This is a genomic window from Pseudarthrobacter sp. 10T415, from assembly GCF_056394175.1.
In genome coordinates this window covers 18,523-36,423 of sequence record NZ_JBFTHJ010000025.1, presented here as the reverse complement: position 1 = coordinate 36,423, position 17,901 = coordinate 18,523, and the positions used below count along the sequence as shown (strand labels likewise).

The following is a 17,901-nucleotide window of genomic DNA, read 5'->3' as shown; positions in this document are numbered from 1 at the left end:
ATTCAATAAAAAATTGGTATCAACAAACTTGGCACACTATTGAGTTCTCAAACAACAGACACACCCGGCACCACCCAAACCCTCAAGGTTCAGGATCGCTCCGGAGCAACTTTCCAAACTTACCCGATCACCCACCACTTCGCAAATCCATGTTTCAGGACTTGAAGCAGAAAATGACTGCCCCAACCAATTTCCAGCGCCCTAGAAGAGCAACCAGAATCTGGCGTTGATTTGGGGTTTTTGGCCGCCCGGTGATCAGTTCTTCACTGTCTCCCCCGCGGCGACTTAGAAAACAATACACGCACTCCAGCGCCACCGCAAACCGGCCTTCCCAACGCAGAACATCCCCGGGATTCCGCGGCGAAACGGGCTAACCGGCACCCAGGCCGCCTCCCGCCGTCGTAATTCCGCTGTGTGTGTTGCCGCACAGGGTCGGAGACATGCGCAACCACCGCCCGCCGAGTGGGTTAAATGCAGAAGAGCCGGCAACCAATTGGTTGCCGGCTCTTCTCAAGCAGCTGGAATCAGCGGTGCTGGATTACCAGGAAGACTTGGTGATGCCCGGGAGCTCACCGCGGTGAGCCATGTCGCGGAAGCGAACACGGGAGATACCGAACTTCTGGAAGGTACCGCGGGGACGGCCGTCGATGATGTCGCGGTTACGCAGACGGATCGGGGACGCGTTGCGGGGCAGCTTCTGCAGGCCCAGGCGGGCTGCTTCGCGTGCTTCGTCGGTTGCGTTTTCGTCAACCAGGGTCTTCTTCAGCTCGAGGCGCTTCGCAGCGTAACGCTCAACGATGACCTTGCGCTGCTCGTTGCGAGCAATCTTGGACTTCTTAGCCATGTTTAGCGCTCCTCTCGGAATTCGACGTGCTGGCGGATCTTGGGGTCGTACTTCTTCAGAACCATGCGGTCCGGATCGTTACGACGGTTCTTACGGGTTACGTAGGTGTAACCCGTGCCCGCGGTCGACTTGAGCTTGATGATCGGACGTACGTCCTTGTCCTTAGCCACTAGAGCTTCACCCCACGAGCCAGGATCGAGGCGACGACTGCGTCGATGCCGCGTACGTCGATGGTCTTGATGCCACGAGCAGAGACCTGCAGCGTGACGTTACGGCGCAGGGACGGAACCCAGTAGCGCTTCTTCTGAATGTTCGGATCGAACCGACGCTTGTTGCGGCGGTGCGAGTGCGAAATGCTGTGCCCAAAGCCCGGCTCGGCTCCGGTCACTTGGCAGTGTGCTGCCATGACTTCTCCTCAAGAATTGAATGTAATGATCCGCATATCTGCTGCAGGATCATGCGTCTAAGAGCGACCCAAAGTGATCAGGGTGAACGGTTAGTCACGCAACTTGAGCCCCTAACTACCGGCTACCCTGGAGAAAATTACCGGGCCACCGGAGCAATTGCGCACGCTCCGCGCACTTAGCGCCTCCCAAGTCTACGAGGTGGCGCAATTAAAGACCAATCCGGGGCGTTTAGGTGTATAAGGGCTTCCTGCGAACGCCCTGTGCGGAGCCCCCGGGTCACAGGTGGCGGACACCCGTTTTCACAGCTGAATGAAAGCTTGGCGGCGCATCTTAGGTACATGAGAACGCAGTCCCTGCCGGTCCCTCCGGCGCATACCAGCTCCGACCTGTCGGGGCCTTCGGAGCTATCCGGTTCCGCCACTCCGCTTCCCGTCCAGTACAACAGCGGATGGTTCAGCCGCCAGCGCCGGCAACGGCTGCTGAGGGCAGACCTCCTGACGGTTATTGCGTGGGGTTCCGTAGCCGCCGCCGTGGCCCTCTGGCTGGCCGACGGCGGTGCAACCGGTGTCAATTCCGTCGCTGCCGCATTCACCGCGGCCGGGATCGTGGCTGGTTTGGCTGGCATGGACCTGGTCCTGCTGATGCTGCTGCTGGCAGCCCGGATTCCGTACATCGACCGCACTATCGGCCATGACCGGGCGCTGGAGTTCCACCGCAAACTCGGCAAACCGTCGCTGTACCTGCTGTTGGCGCACGGCTTCCTGCTGGCCGTGGGATACGGCATGGCGGAAGGCCTTGACCCGGTCAGCGAGTCCATCTCCCTCTGGCAGCAGGTCCCGGACATGTGGCTTGCGTTCGTATCCATGGCGCTCTTCATCGCCGTGGTGGTGACTTCCCTTGTGGCGGTCCGGCGCCGCTTCCCGTACGAGTTCTGGTACGTGGTCCACCTCCTCACCTACGCTGCGGTGGGCACGTCCCTGCCGCACCAGTTCAGCGTGGGCGGGCTGTTTGCGGAAGGTACCTGGCAGCGCTGGTACTGGCTGGCCGTCTGCGTCGCCACCGGTGCGGCGCTGGTGTACTTCCGGGTGCTGCAACCCATCATGGCAACGTCACGGCACCAGCTCACGGTGTCCCGGGTGGAGGTTGAGGCGGCGGGCGTCGTCAACATCTTCATGGCTGGACGGCAGCTGGACCGGCTGGCGGAAGCGGGCGGACGCTTCTTCATCTGGCGGTTCCTGGCGCCTGGAATGTGGTGGCACCCGCACCCGTTCAGCCTGTCCGCAGAACCCACCATCACCGGACCGCACGGCGAAGGCACCCTGCGCATCACGGTGCGCAACCTTGGCGCCGGCTCCGCGCAGCTGGTGCGGCTGCGGAAGGGGACCAGGGTTGCCGTCGAAGGTCCGTACGGGCTGTTCAGCACCGGCGCCCGGACCCGGAACAAAGTGGTGATGATCGGCGCCGGCATCGGCATCACGCCGCTGCGGGCCCTTCTCGAAACCACCCCGTTCGCTCCCGGCGAGGCGAGCGTCCTGCTGAGGGGCCACACGGAGCAGGAACTGTACCTGAGCAGTGAAATCCTGGACCTGTGCCGCTCCCGGGGCGTGCGCCTCTTTCACCTTCCGGGCCCGAGGTCACGCGTCCGCTCCAGCTGGTTGCCCCAGGAGGCAGTCCGGGGCGGCTACGGGCTCACGGCTTTCGTCCCCGACGTCGCAGAATCCGACGTCTATGTCTGTGGCCCCACAGGCTGGGCGGACAGCGTCATCGCTGACGTCCGGCAGGCCGGAGTCCCCGAAGAACAGATCCATCACGAAAGGTTTGACTGGTGAAAGCACGAGGAACACTCGCCGCAGCAGTCGCGTCCGCCGGCATCCTCCTGGCAGGCTGGCAGGCGGGCACCCAGGCCGGGGGCGCCAGCACCCTCGCGGCAGGTTCAAGTACGACGACGGCAGGATCCACGGGTTCCACAGGGACGGGCACGTCCGGGGCGGGTTCGTCGGGGTCGGGTTCGCCGGGCAGCTCCGGGACCACCGGGTCCTCCGGCGCCTCCAGCAGTTCCAGTGGGTCCAGCTCCTCGAGCGGTTCCAGCGGGTCCAGCGGGTCCAGCTCTTCAGGCAGTTCGGGCAGCTCCGGCTCCTCAAGCAGTGGCACGGCAACGGCCGGCACCTACCAGGGCGCCGCAGTCCAGACGAGATTCGGTGCAGTGCAGGTCCAGATCACTGTGGCCTCAGGGAAAATCACGGACGTGACGGCCCTGCACCTGACCGACGACGACCGTAAATCGATCCAGATCAGCAACCGCGCGGCGCCGCTCCTGCGGACCGAGGTGTTGGCCGCGCAGTCGGCGGACGTCCAGACCATCAGCGGTGCCACCGTCACCAGCAACGCCTACCTCACCTCACTCCAGGCAGCCATCGATGCCGCGAACCTCTGATCCCCTCCGGTCATCGGACACGGGTACCAACCTCTCGTCACGGACTTTTGAGTGCATGGGGACCGTCATCAGCCTGACCTTCGCGGACTCCCCCGCGGCAGGGCAGGAAACTCAGGACGAACTCGCAGCCGCAACCGACGTCGTCGAACGCCTGTTCCGGGAACTGGACGAGACGTTCAGCCTGTACCGCCCGGCGTCGGAGGCCAGCCGCCTGGCCCGCGGCGAACTGACGCTCCGCAGCGCCTCGCCGGAGATGCGCGCCCGGTATGCGGAGGCGCATGAATGGCGGCTCCTGACCGGAGGCGCCTTCTCGCCCGAGCGGCCGGACGGCGTATTGGACCTCTCGGGGCTCATCAAGGGCCACGCGATCCGTGAGGCGGGGCGGTCCTTGCTTGCCCTGGGCCGCCGCGACTGGTGCCTCAATGCCGGCGGCGACATCCTGGTCAGTGGCTCACCCGTTCCGGGCTCCGGCGCAGCGTGGAAGGCCGGCATCGTCGATCCGGCCGACAGGCACGCCCTGATCGGCGGTTATGCCCTGGGCGGGGTCGAGGGGCACGCAGCCCTGGCCACGTCAGGCTCGGCAGAACGCGGCGAACACATCTGGCGGGTGGACGGCGGTTCCGACTTCGTCCAGGTCACTGTTGCTGCCGCGGATGTGGTGACGGCGGACATCCTGGCCACGGCAATCGTCTCCGGCGGGATGCCGATGCTCAATCTCGCCACGGACCAGTGGGATGTTGCGGTCCTGGCCGTCCACGCCGATGGCTCACTGCTGGCCACCCCGGCGTTCCGCCGCTAGACCTGCTTGCTAGACCTGCTGCGGGAGCCTGGTGAGCCGCGGGTACTTGGGGGCCAGGTTGTCGCCCGAGGACTTGCCGGTAACCCGCCGGGCCACCCAGGGCGCGGCGTATTCGCGGAACCACTGGGCGTTGGCGCGCAGGGCATCCGTCCCGCTGAGCTGCGGAACCGGCGTCATCGGCGGAACATCGATGGAGTGCTCGTACTTGAGGACTTCCAGCACCCGTTTGGCCATGTTGGCGTGCCCCGCGGCGGACATATGCATCCGGTCCCGCGCCCACATGCCCCAGTCGTAGTACTCGCTGAAGCGCCAGTAGTCCACCAGCAGGGCGCCGTGGTCCCCTGCGATCCCGCGGACCAGTTCGTTGTAGATGGCGGTGCGGCCGCGCATGGTGCCGAACACCTTGGAGCCGCGGGCGTCGAAGCCGGTGAACATCACCACGGTGGCACCTGTGGCACTCAGCCTGCGGACGCCGTCGTCGTATTCGGCCAGCAGGTCGTCGATGTCGATCCGGGGGCGCAGGATGTCGTTGGCGCCGGCGTAGATGCTCACCAGGGTGGGCTTAAGTTCGACGGCGGCGTCCACCTGTTCAGCGAGGATCTGCCGGAGTTTCCTGCCGCGGATGGCGAGGTTGGCGTATCCGAATCCGGGGTCCCCCGCGCCAAGCTGCTCGGCCACGCGGTCAGCCCAGCCGCGGACGCCGTTGGGGCGGGCCGGGCTGTCGTCGCCCACGCCCTCCGTAAAGGAATCGCCGAGGGCAACAAACCGCGATGTGAAGTCCATCCGGTTAGTTTGCCACCCGTTGCCGGAAGCAACCAATCCCGGCAGGGTCCCGGGGTCAGGGCTGGGTTTCGCGCAGGATCCAGTGGTCTGAATCCAGGCGGCCCACCACTTTTTCACCGATCCGGGCCAGGTCCTCGACGTCTTCTTCCGTGAGGGCGTCAAGGAAGAGATTCCGGACGTCCTCCACGTGGCCGGGAGCGAGGCCCACGATGGTGGACATGCCTTCCTCGGTGAGGTGGGCGATGGTGACCCGGGCGTCGCGCGGGTGCGGGCGGCGCTCCACCCAGCCGCGTTTCTGCAGCTTCGTCACCACATGCGAAAGCCGGGACAGGGAGGCGCTGGTGCGCGCCGCGAGCTCACTCATGGGCAGGAACCGCTGGTCCGATTCCGACAACATGGCCAGCACGGTGTAGTCGAACAGGGAAAGCTTGCCTGCTGCATGGAGCTTGGTGTCCAGCGCGGCCGGCAGCAGCGTGTTGATGCTTACCAGGGCCAGCCAGGCACGGCGTTCGTCGGCACTCAGCCAGCGCGGTTCGGTCATGCACCCATTCTACGATTGATCCTTCAACCGACGGACAGGCGGGTCCCGCCGGTCCGCAGGCGGTCCACAGTCCCAGGGTGCGGCAAGCCGGTAATCTGGGCGCATGTATGTTGTCTCCCTGACCTACCGGGTTCCGCAGGACATTGTGGATTTCCACAACGATGCCCACATCGCCTGGCTGCAGAAGGCCTTCGACGACGGCGTCTTCATCGCCGCCGGCCGTAAAGTCCCCCGGACCGGCGGGCTGCTGCTCTCCCAGGCCGACCGGTCAGTCCTGGATGCGAGCCTGCAGCAGGACCCCTTCTATTCGAACGGTGTCGCTGACTTCGAGGTGGTGGAGTTCCATGCCGGACGCGTTGCCCCCGGCTACGAGATCCTGCTGGACAACCCGCCGGCACCCCCGGCTGAGGCGGGCCCCAACCGCTAAGGCGCGGCGCCGCCGTCGGACGCCCCTGCGGTGAGCTTCTTCAGCCCGCCTTTGCGCGGCACCTTGACGGGTTCGGGCCAGCGCGGCGTGAGCTCATCCCCCAAGGTGACGCCGCGCAGCTTGCGCCCGAACAGGGGCAGGACCCAGTCGTGGACCCACCGCCGTTGCCGCCGTTCCCATTCCCGCAGCGTCAGCGGGGTGGGCGGCTCCCAGTCCTTGGGCCTGATTTTGTGCGGCACACCCAGCTGGTCCAGGACCTGCCCGGCGAGGTACTTGTGGCCGGCCCTGGACATGTGCAGCCGGTCCGTGTCCCACATGCGCCTGTCATGGAAGGCGTCCAGGCACCAGTAGTCCACCAGCACAGCACTGTACTTCTCCGCGATGGCCCGCACCTGCTGGTTGTAGAAGGTGTTCCGCTTCTTCAGCGGCTCGAGCAGGGCGGAAACCTTCACGTCGAAGCCGGTGAAAAGGACCAGTGTGGCCCCGGTGGCGGCGAGCTGGGCCACCAGTTCCTCGTAGCCCGCCATGAGCGTGGACATGTCAGTCTTCAGATCCAGGATGTCGTTGCCGCCCGCGTACAGCGTGACCAGAGCCGGCCGCATCCGCAGGGCGGGTTCCAGTTGTTCATCGATGATGTGCCGGAGCCGTTTGCTCCTGATGGCGAGGTTGGCATACTTCCAGCCCGGCTGCGCCTTGGCGAGCTTCTCGGCCACCCGGTCCGCCCAGCCGCGGACCCCGTTAGGCAGCCGCTCATCCCGGTCCCCCACGCCCTCGGTAAACGAATCGCCCAGGGCAACAAACACCCGACGCCCGGAACTGGGAAGCAAAGATTCAGAGGGCACCACCCGCCCACGGTAACCACGCAAGGAAAAGGACGTACGACGCCGGGATGAACAGTTAGTGAGCGCGCGTCACAGGGGAAGCAACCACGAGTGAGCGCGCGTCACAGGGGAAGCAACCACAAGTGAGCGCGCGTTGAGGGGTGGGGTTAGCCTTCGGCTTTGCCCTGCCTCCAGTAACCCATGAACGCAACCTGCTTCCGGTCGATGCCCACGTCCCGCACCAGGTACCGGCGCATGTCCTTGATGACGGCCGCTTCGCCCGCGATCCAGGCGTAGAACGGCATGGCGCCGGCGGGCATGTCCGGGTTCTTGGTGGCGCTGATGGCGGCGCTTTCCATCCGGGACGGGGTCTCCCAGAGGATGTCCTCGTCCACGTTGACGTCTTCGGGCTCGGGGCCCGCACCGGCGTCGGAGGCTTTGATGCCCACCCAGCCCGGCACGGGGACGGCCTTGCGTACGGCGTCCTGCAGCAGCTGGCCGTGCGGGCGGGACCGCCCGATCGCTGCACCGCGGGCAAGCCACGTGATCTCGATGTCCGCCGGCGAGCTGAGCTGCTGGAAGTCGCCGGCTTCCGGAACCTCGAGGAAGGCGTGGCCGGTCATGTAGGACGGCAGGCTTTCGAGGATGGCGGAGATGGCCGGGATGGCGGTTTCGTCACCGGCGAGCAGGACGCGCTGGGCCAGGCCCGGCCGCCACTCGATGCCGGAGTAGATTTCGGCGGTGACGCAGTGTGCAGCACGGTTATTGGGGCCGATGATGGTGATGGCGTCGCCGGGCTTGGCGTTCAGTGCCCAGTTGGCGGCGGGTCCGCCGTTTCCGTGGTCGTCAAAGTGCATGACGAAGTCCACATCGATTTCCGGGTACACCTCGTCCAGCCGGGCGTCGCGCACGGTGTAGGTGCGCATTGAGCCCTTCACGGCGGGGTCCATGGCCAGCCATTCGCGGTACCAGCCCGATTCGCTCATTTCGAAGACCGGCAGGGGGATCTGCGTTCCATCGGCAGCGACGGACGGGATCATCAGCTTGATCCGGAGGTCCAGGGTGTCGCCGTGGACGCCGAAATCGCGGAGGCAGTAGCCGCCGAACGTGATCCGGCGGAAGTTGGGGCTCAGTTCCTGCACCGATGAGACGGTGACCTCGAAGGCCAGCGTCATGGGTTCAGTGTTCATGGTCCTGGTGTTCATGGGTCTGGTGGATGCGGCGTCGCGGGTCTTCATGAAACAAGCTCCAGTTCGGTGGGGACGTGATGGCGGCCGATGGGAATGATCAGGGGCGTCCCGGAGACGGGATCCGGGATGACCCGGGATTCCAGGTTGAAGACGCTGCGGACCAGGTCCTCGGTGACAACCTCGCGAGGGGTACCTTCAGCCACCACAGCGCCGGCCTTCATGGCGATGACGTTGTCTGCGTAGCGTGCCGCGAGGTTGAGGTCGTGCAGGACGATCGCCACGGTGGTGCCGCGCCTGCGGTTCAGGTCCGTGACGAGGTCCAGGACTTCCACCTGGTGGGCCAGGTCGAGGTAGGTGGTGGGTTCGTCCAGCAGCAGGATGTCGGTTTCCTGCGCCAGGGCCATGGCGATCCACACCCGCTGGCGCTGCCCGCCGGAGAGTTCGTCCACGTTCCGCTCCGCGAGGGCCAGCGTTTCGGTGGCCTCCAGCGCACGCTGCACCGCGAGATCGTCCTTGTCGCTCCAGCTGCGGAAGAAACCCTGGTGCGGGTACCGGCCGCGGCCCACCAGGTCGCGGACGGTGATGCCGTCCGGTGCAGTGGGATGCTGCGGCAGCAGGCCAAGGGTGCGGGCCAGTTCGCGGGCGGGGCGGGTGTGGATGTCCTTGCCGTCCAGCGTGACGGCGCCGCCCGCAGGTTTAAGGAGCCGGGACAGTCCGCGGAGCAGGGTGGATTTTCCGCAGGCGTTGGCGCCCACGATCATGGTCACCCTGCCTTCGGGGATTTCGACACTGAGGCCGTCCACCACGCAGCGCTGATCGTATTTCAGCGTCAGGTCCTTGGCGTTCAGAACTGCCACGTCAGGCATCCTTTCGGTTGTTCGTGACCAGGAGCCACAGCAGGAACGGGGCACCGAGCGCGCCGGTGATGACGCCCACCGGCAGGACGGTTCCGTCCAGCACCAGCGGGGCAAGGTTGGCGGCGAGGAAGTCCGCGGCCAGGACGATGACGGCACCCACCAGGGCCGACGCCGGCAGGCTGGCTTTCCCGGTGAAGCGCCGGGCGATGGGACCGGCGAGGAAGGCGACGAACGAGACCGGCCCGGCTGCCGCCGTCGCCACCGCCGCGAGGGTGACGGCGATGATGACCAGGGCGAGGCGGGCGGCGTTGACCCGGATGCCCAGGCCTGCCGCGGTGTCGTCGCCCAGTTCGAGGATGCGCAGCGGCCCGGCGATGACGCCCACAGCGGGAAGGAGCACGGCGAGTGCCAGGAACAGGATCCCGGCACGGTCCCAGTTGGCGGAGTTCAGGGAACCGTTGAGCCACACGAGGGCGTCGGCGGCGGTGCGGATGTCAGCGCGCGTCATCAGGAAGTTGACCACGGCGTGCAGGGCGGCAGCGATTCCGACGCCGGCCAGTACCAGCCGGTTGCCGGCGGCATTGCCCCGGCCGCCACCGCGGATCCCGCCGCTGGAAATCGCGTAGATCAGGCCCGCCACGGCTAGGGCCCCCACCAGCGCGGCGCCGGACACCACGGCACCTGACGCGCCGAAAATCACGATGGCCACCACGGCTGCGGCGCTGGCGCCATAACTGATGCCGATGATGTCCGGGCTGGCAAGGGGGTTGCGGAGCATGGTTTGGAAGAGTGCACCGGCCAGCCCGAAGGCCAGCCCGATCATGGTTCCGATGACCGCACGCGGGAGCTTGTTCTCCATGACGATGAAGCTGGCACCGGGGATCCTGGGGCCGCCGGCCAGGTGGTTGAAGACGATGGTGAAGAAATCAGGGACGGTCACCGTGTAACTGCCCAGCAGCACGGAAACGAAGAAGAGGATCACGACGCCGGCGGCCAGGAACGCGGTCCGGTTTAGGCCCATCCTTCCCCGGCGTTGCCCTATCACTTGGGGTCGCTCAGCGGCGGTTTTGGCAGCCTTATCTGATGGCGCAACAGGGGTTGCGGGGGTTGCCGTTTTCGGGGTCACAGTCCGGCTCCCTTCCCGCGGCGGACCAGCCACACGAACACGGGGGCGCCGATCAGCGCGGTCATGATGCCGGCCGGCACCTCGCCGGGAAGCAGCACCACGCGTCCCACAATGTCCGCACCGAGCAGCAGCACGGGCGCCAGGACCAGGGAGAACGGCAGGATCCAGCGGTAATCCGGGCCGGTCAGGAAGCGGACAGCGTGCGGGATAACCAGGCCAACGAAAGCGATGGGGCCAGCCATCGCCGTTGCGGATCCGCACAGCAGCACGATGCCCAGGGCCGTGATGCCCCGGGTGAGGCCCACGCGCTGGCCCAGGCCGCGGGCAATGTCATCACCCAGGGCCAGGCTGTTGAGGATCCGGCCGGTCAACAGCACAATGACAGCCCCCGCGGCCAGGAAGGGCAGCCCCGCCAGCACCACGGACCAGTCACGGCCGGCAATGCCGCCCACCTGCCAGAACCGGAACATGTCCAGGGTGTCCTGGCTCGAGACCAGAATGACGCTCATGAGCGAGTACAGGCCGGCGTTGAGCGCGGCACCCGCCAGGGCAAGCTTGACCGGGGTGGCTCCGTCCCGGCCGAGGGACGCGATGAAATAGACCACGACGGCGGCCACGGCGGCGCCGATGAACGCGAACCAGATGTAGCCGGACAGCGAGCCGACACCAAAGACATAGATGCCGGTCACCACGGCCAGGGCCGCGCCCGCGTTGACGCCCATGATTCCGGGATCGGCAAGGGGGTTGCGCGCCACGCCCTGCATGGCGGCGCCGGCCAGGCCCAACGCGCCGCCGGCCAGCAGGCCAAGGATGGTGCGGGGAATACGGGCGTGGACCACTGCGTGGTCACCATTGGCGGGATCGAACTGCGTGAGCGCGTCCCAGACGGTGCCCAGCGGCAGGCCCCTTGCCCCGACGGCGAGGGATGCACCTGCCAGGACGGCGAGTACGACGACGGCGGCCAGCAGCCAGGCGGCGCGCTTGCCGGGGAACGCGCGGGCGCTCCCCGGGGCACGGGCTGCCGCCCCCGGTACCAAAGTGCCGGAGCCTGCGGCCTGGCGGTCCGCCGTCGTCGAACTCTGCGTCACTGAACCGGTGCTACTTCACGGCATCCGCTGCGGTGGCCAGCTCGGGCAGGAACGTGTCCAGCGCCCAGGGGAGGCTCAGCGGTGAGGAAGCGGAGATGGCGAGGACCAGGCTCTTGTTGGCGTCTGCCACGAACGCACCGCTCTTGACGGCAGGGATCTGTCCCAGCAGGGGGTCCTTCTTGATCGCATCGGCTTCGCTGGCGTCTTCCACCGAGCTGAGGAAGATGTCCGAATCAAGCTCGTTCACCTTCTCCGCGGACCACGGCACGAAGAATTCCTTCGAGCCGGCCGATGCCTGCTCCGCAACGGGGGCGAGCTTCATGCCGATGGAGGACAGGAACTTGGGCCGGTTGTCGTTGGCCGTGTAGATGCCGGTCTGGGTTCGGTCGGACGGCAGGGCGTAGCCGTAGATGAAGGTCTTGTCCTTGATCTGCGGGTACTTCGCCGCCTCTTCCTTGACGGTGGCTTCGGTGTCGGAGACCAGCTTGGCGGCTTCGGCGTCCTTGCCCAGCGCCTTGCCCACGATGGTGGTGGCGTCCTGCCAGGACGTTCCGTAAGCCAGCTCGGGGTGCGCCACCACCGGGGCGATTTCGCTGAGCTTCTTGTAATCCTCTTCGGTCAGGCCGGAATAGGCGGCCAGGATGACATCCGGGGTGAGCTTGGCGATCTCGGTGAAGTTGATGCCGTCCGCCTCCGAGTACTGGACCGGAGCCTTGTCGGTGCCGAAGCCGGCGCCGAGTTCTTCAAGCGCGGCGTCCTTCCACGGGGTGGAGCCCTTGTCGTTGCCGCCCCATTCGTTCTTGGGAACACCTACGGGGACAACACCCAGTGCAATGGCGACGTCGTCATTGACCCAGGAGACCGTGGCAACCCGCGTGGGCTGCTTCTCGATGGTGGTCTTGCCGAACACATGGTCGATGGTGACCGGGAACTGGGCACTGCTGGAAGTGGAGGCGCTGGCATCGGAAGTAGACGTTGCCGGGCCGGTGGAGCAGGCGGAGAGCGTCACAGCTGCGGCCAGAATGGCGGACGCGCCGGCTGACCTAAGCAGCGTGCGGCGGGTGGTGCTGGGGCCCGTGAACAGGGAGGAAGCCATGAAATTCCTTAAGTGAGCGATGCGAACTTAAGTAAGGCTAGCCTATGCTTAGCGCAATTACGAAAGCTTTTCGTAGCTTATTCCCCAAGGTGACGAAGGACACAGCCGCCGTGGTCTTGGACAGGATTTCCAGGGTTTGGCAGGATGGCATGGACCGGGTCCGCTACGGAACGGCCGGACAAACTCTCAAGAGATCGGGACATCGAGGAGCAATGCGCACGCCGGAGGCTTTCCGCCCCGCCGCTGCCGCGGAATGCGGGGTGGCCGTTTTGGCCTGCTTCGCGGACAACTGCTGACTCCCCTTTTTATCGAGCCCGCCTCCCGGGCTTCTGCCCGCTGCCGGGCCCCTTCTCACGAAAGTTCAGCCATGCAATCAGTCACGCCCCAGCAAATCCGCTCATCCTTCGTCAACGCCAGCCGTTCCGAGGCCGCCAAACTCAACCTGCCCCAGCACTTCGACAGCCTGGACTGGGACAGCCTGGACTTCCTCGGCTGGCGGGACCCCAAGATGCCGCTTCGCGGTTACCTCGTGGTTCCCGGCCCCAAGGGGCTCACCGGAGTCCTGCTCCGGGCGCCCGAAGGTGGGGCCCGGAAGAACCGCTCAGTCTTGTGCGAGCTGTGCCGCGACGTGTTCTCCAAGGAGGACGTGCTGCTCTGGGTGGCCCGCCGGGCCGGCCCGTCCGGCCGCAACGGCAACACCGTGGGCACCCTGATCTGCGCAGATTTCCTGTGCTCCGGCAATGTCCGCAAGGAGCCCCCGGCCAACGAGATCAACCCGGACCCGGCCGCCGTCGTGGTCCGCCAGGTCCAGGGCCTCGAGGACCGCACCGCGCAGTTCCTGGGCAGGGTGCAGTCCACGTAGCTGCCCGGACGCCACACCTGGGAAGGCCCTTCATGAATCATGGGAGGGCCTTCCCAGGTCCGTTCAGCGGAAGGTGAAGCTGGCCAGAATGGCCTTCAGCGCCTGCCCCTGGCTGCCGGCGAACCATGCCCGGGCGGACTTGTCGTCGGGGAATTGCTGGTCATCGAACAGCACTTCAGCCGTCAGCACGCGATCGCCCAGGAGGATGATTCCCTTGACCGCGTCCCGGGGGCCCGTTGCCGGTGCGCCTGCCGTCAGCTGCAGGTGGTAGGTGGCATCGTCGTCATCCCAGTCCACGTAGAACGAGGCATGTGCCTCCGGTGTGGACCGGCCCTGCAGCCCGGGTACCGGCACGGATTCAAATACCGTCCTGGTCACAGGCCCGGAGACGCCATCGGCGATTTGCCCGTAATAGATGCTGACCAGCTGCTTGTCACTGGCGTCGTAGATGGTGGCCGTTCCCACATAAGGTGACGCCGAGGCCTCGAAGACCTCGGTCTTCCAGTCCGCCGGGCGCGTGAAGGAGAGCCTGCCGTCCGGGAAGGTGAAGGTCGCCAGCCCGGCGGCAGCAGGATCCGTACTGGATGCAGACGGGGACGGTGCCTGCGGGGCGGGCTGGCCCGGCGTCGCGGACGGAGCTGCCGGCTCCGGTGTCCCCGTTGAAGGGGGAACTGTGACGGCCGGTGAGGTGCCCCCGCCGCCGGATTCTGCCGGCCCGCCGGAGGTACAGCCTGCCAGGAAGAAGGCGGCCGCAGTGGCCATTGCGAGGGGTCTGGTTAGGCGGCGGGCTGGGTGCATAGTGGCTGCCTTTCACGATGGCGCCGTGAGTTTCTTCGGAGGCAACTGCGGGACCCAGCGTTCCGCAGCGCCTATGGGGATCGGGATGGCGTGGTGGTGTTTTGCTCCCAAGGGTGGCACAACCAAATCGCGGCACACCAGAACCTGACGGATAAATCCATCAGTTTGTTATCCCTGTCTCAGGTTCGCCGCGGCGGACCGTCAGCGCAGCACGATGTCCACCGGATTCGCCTCGGACCGCCAGGCCCCCTCCTCGCCCTCGCGGGGGCGGATCACCGGCGCGGTCAGTACGCCGGAACGGTTGGTGCGCCGGTCCCGGAGGATCTCGGTCACGGAGCCCAGGTGCCGGGACAGGTCGATCACGTTCTCGGGCGCGGCCAGCAGCAGCTGGAACCCGAACTCGTGCAGCGCCTTGATCCCGGCGCCGGCGAACTCCTCCGAGGCAAGCACGAAGGCTTCATCCATCATCACCGTGCCGTACGTGGTGAAGCCCTGTTCGGCGATGCCCAGCTGGTAGCTGAGGGCGGCGGCCATGATGAACGCCGTGAACCGCTGCCGCTCACCGCCGGACATGGAGCCGGTGTCCGCGTGCATGAACACCTCGGTCTTCTTGCCGGCCTTCTTTCCCTTGGCCGAGGGGGCGGTGACCTCGCGGTGCTCCTTGCACTGGATGAACAGGTGCCCGCGGACGTCGAGCACCTCGGCCCGCCAGCGCCGGTCTTCCGGAGCCTGCGAGCCCAGGCGCTTCACCAGCGTTTCCAGGGACTTGTAGCGTGCCGTGAGCTCGGCGTCGTCGTCCCGTTCAGCACCCGGCTCCGTCTTGGCGGACCGCGCATGCCGGGCCTTCAGCGCGTTCTGGATGGCGTCCTTGAACTGCTTGGCGGTGGGCGGCAGGGTCTGCTTGATGTCCAGTTCCAGGAAGCTGCCCTCATGGAAGTTCACTTGCGACAGGATGCCGTTCAGCGGCAGGATCCTGCTGGTGATGGAGCGGCGTTCCTCGTCCAGGAGGTGCAGCAGGGTGCTGAAGGACTCATGGGTGCGCTGGTTGAAGAACTGCCGGAATTCGGCTTCCTGCGCCGGCAGGCCATCGCTGACGATCGCGTGGTAGCGGGCTTCGAATTCGCTGGCCGCGCCAATGCTGGTGCCGTGGTCGGCGGAGATGGCGCTGCCCCATTCCCGCACGAACCCCTCGAAAATACGCGTGAGCCGCTCCGCGGTGGCCTGTCCCCGCGATTCGGCGGCGTGCAGCTCACCCTGGAGTGCGGTCCGCACCCTGTTGGCCAGGTTGTCCAGCTCGTGCATCTCCGTCACGTCGCCAAAGTCGGCGAAGTACGGTTCCAGCGCCGTCACGGTGGCGTCCGACGGCGGCGCCTCGGCCAGGCGGTGGCGCGCGGCTTCCAGCAGCGAATCGGCAGCCGTCAGTTGCCTGTCGAGGGCCTTGTACTCGCTCTGCAGCACGGCCGCGGACTCGGTGCTGGACTGGTGCTTCTGCCGGACCTCCTCGATGGTGGCGCGCAGCGGCTCCAGGTCCGCCTGGGCGGCAAGGGCATCCTTGAGCCGCTGCTCGATGCCCGCCAGTTCCTCGGCTGCGACGGCTGCCGAGACCTGTTCCCAGGGCCTGTCGTCCTCAGCGATCCGGCGGAGCGCTTCGAGCTGCCGGCTCATGCCCTGGTGGGAATCCTCCCGGCTCTGCGCCAGCTCGGCTGCCTTGGCCACTTCCTGCCGGAGGTCCTCCACCTGGCCGGCCACGAGCTCCAGCTTTGCGGCGTTGTCGAACCCCAGCACGTAGTCCTGGCGGCTGGTGAACCGGTCGTCCTTCTCCACGGTGTGGCGGTTCCGCTTGACCACGCCGCCCAGGCTCAGGCCCCTGTCCAGCGCGGCGAGCTGGTCCGGGTCCTCCACGCAGGGGTAGGCAAAGTCGAGGGCGATGCGTTCCCGCACCCACTCCCCCGCTTCGGCAGCCGCACCACTGGCGAGGATGTCCAGCTTAGTGAGCAGGTCGCCGTCGCGCGCGTCCTCCACTGCCAGCGCACCGCCGGCGAGGGGCTTGGAGACGTCCACGGCCCGCAGCGCACCCCGAACGTTGTGGTCATTGAGGTAGCGGGTGACGGCACCAAAATGTTCACCCGGGACCAGCAGCGTGGTGGCCAGGTTGCGGAGCGCGCGCTCGGCCGCAGGGCGCCACCGCTCCTCCCCTTCGGCCAGGTCCATCAGCTCACCGGCGAACGGCATCCTGTCCTCCGGGATGCCGGTGGCCGCGGCGATGGCGGCACGGTTTTCAATGCTCGACGGCGGCAGCAGGGATTTGCGCGTCTTCAGCGACACGAGTTCCTGCTCGGCCGCGGCCAGTTCGCGCTTGCGGCTGGCGTGGGCGTCGAACGCCTCGAACCTCAGCTCCTGCAGAGCCGTCGAATCGTCCTTCAGCTCCGCGGAACGGGCGGCGGCCTGCTCGTGTGCCTGCTCCCAGCCGGAGGCCGTCCACTCAAGCTGCAGCCCGGCGTCGGACAGTGCCTGCTGTGCGGCCTGTTCCACCTGGCGGCGGAGACGCAGGCCCACCCTGGCGTTCTCCAGCGACTGCTCAATGGCGGAAATCGCGTTGCCGCCCTGGCTGTTGTAGTCGGTTTCCAGCTGCCGCAGGTCCTTGGCCAGGCCATCGCGGACCGAGCGCTCGGCGCCGAGTTCCTTGGCTTTGGCCTGCGCCAGTTCCTTGAACCGGGCCAGGATCTTCTGCTGGACGGTGACAGCGAGCCGCTGCCTGTACGACTCGAATTCGCCGCCGGCCAGCTCCCGGAGCCGGTTGGCGTCCAGGAGCGACTGGGCGTATTCGCGGTTCAGCCCCGGAACCGGCGCCAGCTGGTCGCGCTGCTGCCGGACGTCTTCGAGGCGCTGGCGGATGGACATGAGGTTGCTGAACTCTTCCACCACGTCGTCAGCCGCCGTCAGTGTTGCGGGGGCGTCCAGCACCTGGTCGCGGAAGAACGTGTTGACGCTGCCGCCCAGGCCTTTGCCCGCCTGGATGACCCGCAGCAGCGGAAGCGCCTGGTCCGAGCTGATGCCCAGCAGGCGCCGGAACCGCTCGGCGAAGGCCTTGTGGACGTCGAACACCTGGGCGTGCGGGAAGATCGTTTCCAGCGCGCCCTTGGTGAACCGCTTGTCCGCGACGCCCTCGATCGCATCGAGGTCCAGGGGGACATTGTCGATCAGGTAGAACCGGCCCACGCTCGATTCCGTGCCGTTCTTTGGCAGGTCGAACAGGGCCGAGACGGTCACCCGGGTGCCCGCAGCGTTGTCGAACGTCAGCCCGACGGCGGACCAGGTGGCACCGGGGCGCTGGAAGGCACTCGCCGAGCCCTCCCCCACGGCCTTGTCGCCCACCTTGCCGCGCATGTAGGTGAACGTGGTGCGCTTGTCCTCCACAGCACCGCCGGACCGCTGGGCGGCGGCCTCGTTGGACCGCGGCCTGGCATCGAAAACGCGCAGCATGGCGTCGAAGAGGGTGGACTTTCCCACGCCGGAGTTACCGGTCAGCAGGGTTCCGTTCCGGTCCACGCGCATGGTGTGCGCGCCGTGGAACGTGCCCCAGTTGACCACCTGGACCAGCGCCAGCCGCATCTGGCCGGGGTTCGTCTCTTCCCCCAGCGGGAGCATGCTCGGAATGGTCACTTGGCGGCCTCCTTCTTGGTGCCGGCAGGGTACGACGACGGCGCTGCCGCCCCCGCCCCTTCGCCGGACGGCATTCGTCCTTCGGACGATGCGTCCGGCTCCGACAGCGGGTCCGGATTTCCCACTGCTCGCAAGCTCGCAGCGGGTCCCTCACCCGTTCCCTTA

General features: G+C 66.7%; 18 protein-coding genes. 5 read left to right on the top strand and 13 right to left on the bottom strand.

All coding sequences use genetic code 11. The features are described from left to right. Positions 1 to 538: 538 nt before the first annotated feature. Genes rpsN through rpmB form a run of 3 tightly spaced genes read right to left on the bottom strand, consistent with a single transcriptional unit; the run spans position 539 to position 1,250 of the window. Positions 539 to 844 carry a 30S ribosomal protein S14 gene (gene rpsN / locus AC1DBN_RS20240; protein WP_015938870.1) on the bottom strand — a complete coding sequence of 102 codons (306 nt, stop codon included), beginning with the start codon at positions 842 to 844 and terminating at the stop codon, positions 539 to 541. A 2-nt stretch (positions 845 to 846) separates the two neighbouring features. Then, positions 847 to 1,014 (bottom strand): 50S ribosomal protein L33, encoded by a 168-nt coding sequence (gene rpmG, locus AC1DBN_RS20235; protein WP_013602737.1) that lies wholly within the window; start codon positions 1,012 to 1,014, stop codon positions 847 to 849. Beyond that, positions 1,014 to 1,250 (bottom strand): 50S ribosomal protein L28, encoded by a 237-nt coding sequence (rpmB, locus tag AC1DBN_RS20230; RefSeq protein ID WP_015938871.1) that lies wholly within the window; start codon positions 1,248 to 1,250, stop codon positions 1,014 to 1,016. Before rpmB ends, rpmG begins: the two co-directional genes overlap by 1 nt. A 339-nt stretch (positions 1,251 to 1,589) precedes the next feature. On the opposite strand from rpmB, the gene AC1DBN_RS20225 reads away from it, so the two are divergent. Genes AC1DBN_RS20225 through AC1DBN_RS20215 form a run of 3 tightly spaced genes read left to right on the top strand, consistent with a single transcriptional unit; the run spans position 1,590 to position 4,484 of the window. Continuing rightward, positions 1,590 to 3,080, top strand: coding sequence for a ferredoxin reductase family protein (locus AC1DBN_RS20225; protein ID WP_091716611.1), 1,491 nt, complete (start codon positions 1,590 to 1,592; stop codon positions 3,078 to 3,080). After that, a complete protein-coding gene (locus tag AC1DBN_RS20220; RefSeq protein ID WP_091716613.1) occupies positions 3,077 to 3,685 on the top strand; it encodes an FMN-binding protein in 609 nt (202 codons plus the stop codon). Before AC1DBN_RS20225 ends, AC1DBN_RS20220 begins: the two co-directional genes overlap by 4 nt. A 55-nt stretch (positions 3,686 to 3,740) precedes the next feature. Beyond that, positions 3,741 to 4,484 (top strand): FAD:protein FMN transferase, encoded by a 744-nt coding sequence (locus tag AC1DBN_RS20215; protein ID WP_172829881.1) that lies wholly within the window; start codon positions 3,741 to 3,743, stop codon positions 4,482 to 4,484. A 9-nt stretch (positions 4,485 to 4,493) separates the two neighbouring features. On the opposite strand, the gene AC1DBN_RS20210 is transcribed toward AC1DBN_RS20215, so the two are convergent. Further along, on the bottom strand, positions 4,494 to 5,267 hold the full coding sequence (locus AC1DBN_RS20210) for an SGNH/GDSL hydrolase family protein (protein ID WP_314216512.1): 774 nt from the start codon (positions 5,265 to 5,267) through the stop codon (positions 4,494 to 4,496). Between the two features lie 55 nt (positions 5,268 to 5,322). Then, the gene (locus AC1DBN_RS20205; RefSeq protein WP_045731786.1) at positions 5,323 to 5,808 is read right to left on the bottom strand and encodes a MarR family winged helix-turn-helix transcriptional regulator; all 486 of its coding nucleotides are present in this window, start codon (positions 5,806 to 5,808) and stop codon (positions 5,323 to 5,325) included. 103 nt (positions 5,809 to 5,911) lie between these two features. Here AC1DBN_RS20205 and AC1DBN_RS20200 point away from each other — a divergent pair, with 103 nt between their 5' ends. Further along, positions 5,912 to 6,235, top strand: coding sequence for a YciI family protein (locus tag AC1DBN_RS20200; protein WP_314216513.1), 324 nt, complete (start codon positions 5,912 to 5,914; stop codon positions 6,233 to 6,235). Here AC1DBN_RS20200 and AC1DBN_RS20195 read toward each other — a convergent pair. The 6 genes from AC1DBN_RS20195 to AC1DBN_RS20170 all read right to left on the bottom strand — a co-directional run bounded on the left by AC1DBN_RS20195 (position 6,232) and on the right by AC1DBN_RS20170 (position 12,413). Continuing rightward, the gene (locus AC1DBN_RS20195; RefSeq protein ID WP_314216514.1) at positions 6,232 to 7,077 is read right to left on the bottom strand and encodes an SGNH/GDSL hydrolase family protein; all 846 of its coding nucleotides are present in this window, start codon (positions 7,075 to 7,077) and stop codon (positions 6,232 to 6,234) included. The two genes, AC1DBN_RS20200 and AC1DBN_RS20195, sit on opposite strands and share 4 nt — an antisense overlap. 146 nt (positions 7,078 to 7,223) lie before the next feature. After that, the gene (locus AC1DBN_RS20190; protein ID WP_314216516.1) at positions 7,224 to 8,294 is read right to left on the bottom strand and encodes a siderophore-interacting protein; all 1,071 of its coding nucleotides are present in this window, start codon (positions 8,292 to 8,294) and stop codon (positions 7,224 to 7,226) included. Continuing rightward, entirely contained in the window at positions 8,291 to 9,103 is an 813-nt protein-coding gene (locus tag AC1DBN_RS20185; RefSeq protein WP_091716622.1) for an ABC transporter ATP-binding protein, read from the bottom strand. The genes AC1DBN_RS20190 and AC1DBN_RS20185 overlap by 4 nt, the downstream gene beginning before the upstream one ends. A 1-nt stretch (position 9,104) precedes the next feature. After that, on the bottom strand, positions 9,105 to 10,124 hold the full coding sequence (locus AC1DBN_RS20180) for a FecCD family ABC transporter permease (protein WP_477724057.1): 1,020 nt from the start codon (positions 10,122 to 10,124) through the stop codon (positions 9,105 to 9,107). A gap of 101 nt (positions 10,125 to 10,225) precedes the next feature. Further along, complete coding sequence (locus AC1DBN_RS20175) at positions 10,226 to 11,317, bottom strand: FecCD family ABC transporter permease (protein WP_477724056.1); 1,092 nt, start codon at positions 11,315 to 11,317, stop codon at positions 10,226 to 10,228. Between the two features lie 10 nt (positions 11,318 to 11,327). After that, positions 11,328 to 12,413: an iron-siderophore ABC transporter substrate-binding protein gene (locus AC1DBN_RS20170; protein WP_091716628.1), complete on the bottom strand. Its 1,086-nt coding sequence runs from the start codon at positions 12,411 to 12,413 to the stop codon at positions 11,328 to 11,330. Positions 12,414 to 12,780: 367 nt separating this feature from the next. On the opposite strand from AC1DBN_RS20170, the gene AC1DBN_RS20165 reads away from it, so the two are divergent. After that, complete coding sequence (locus AC1DBN_RS20165) at positions 12,781 to 13,275, top strand: FBP domain-containing protein (protein WP_091716632.1); 495 nt, start codon at positions 12,781 to 12,783, stop codon at positions 13,273 to 13,275. A gap of 63 nt (positions 13,276 to 13,338) precedes the next feature. Here the strand turns inward: AC1DBN_RS20165 and AC1DBN_RS20160 are convergent, their stop codons facing one another. Next, positions 13,339 to 14,037 carry a hypothetical protein gene (locus tag AC1DBN_RS20160; protein ID WP_314216521.1) on the bottom strand — a complete coding sequence of 233 codons (699 nt, stop codon included), beginning with the start codon at positions 14,035 to 14,037 and terminating at the stop codon, positions 13,339 to 13,341. 237 nt (positions 14,038 to 14,274) lie between these two features. Then, complete coding sequence (locus AC1DBN_RS20155; protein ID WP_477724055.1) at positions 14,275 to 17,736, bottom strand: ATP-binding protein; 3,462 nt, start codon at positions 17,734 to 17,736, stop codon at positions 14,275 to 14,277. Between the last annotated feature and the right edge of the window lie 165 nt (positions 17,737 to 17,901).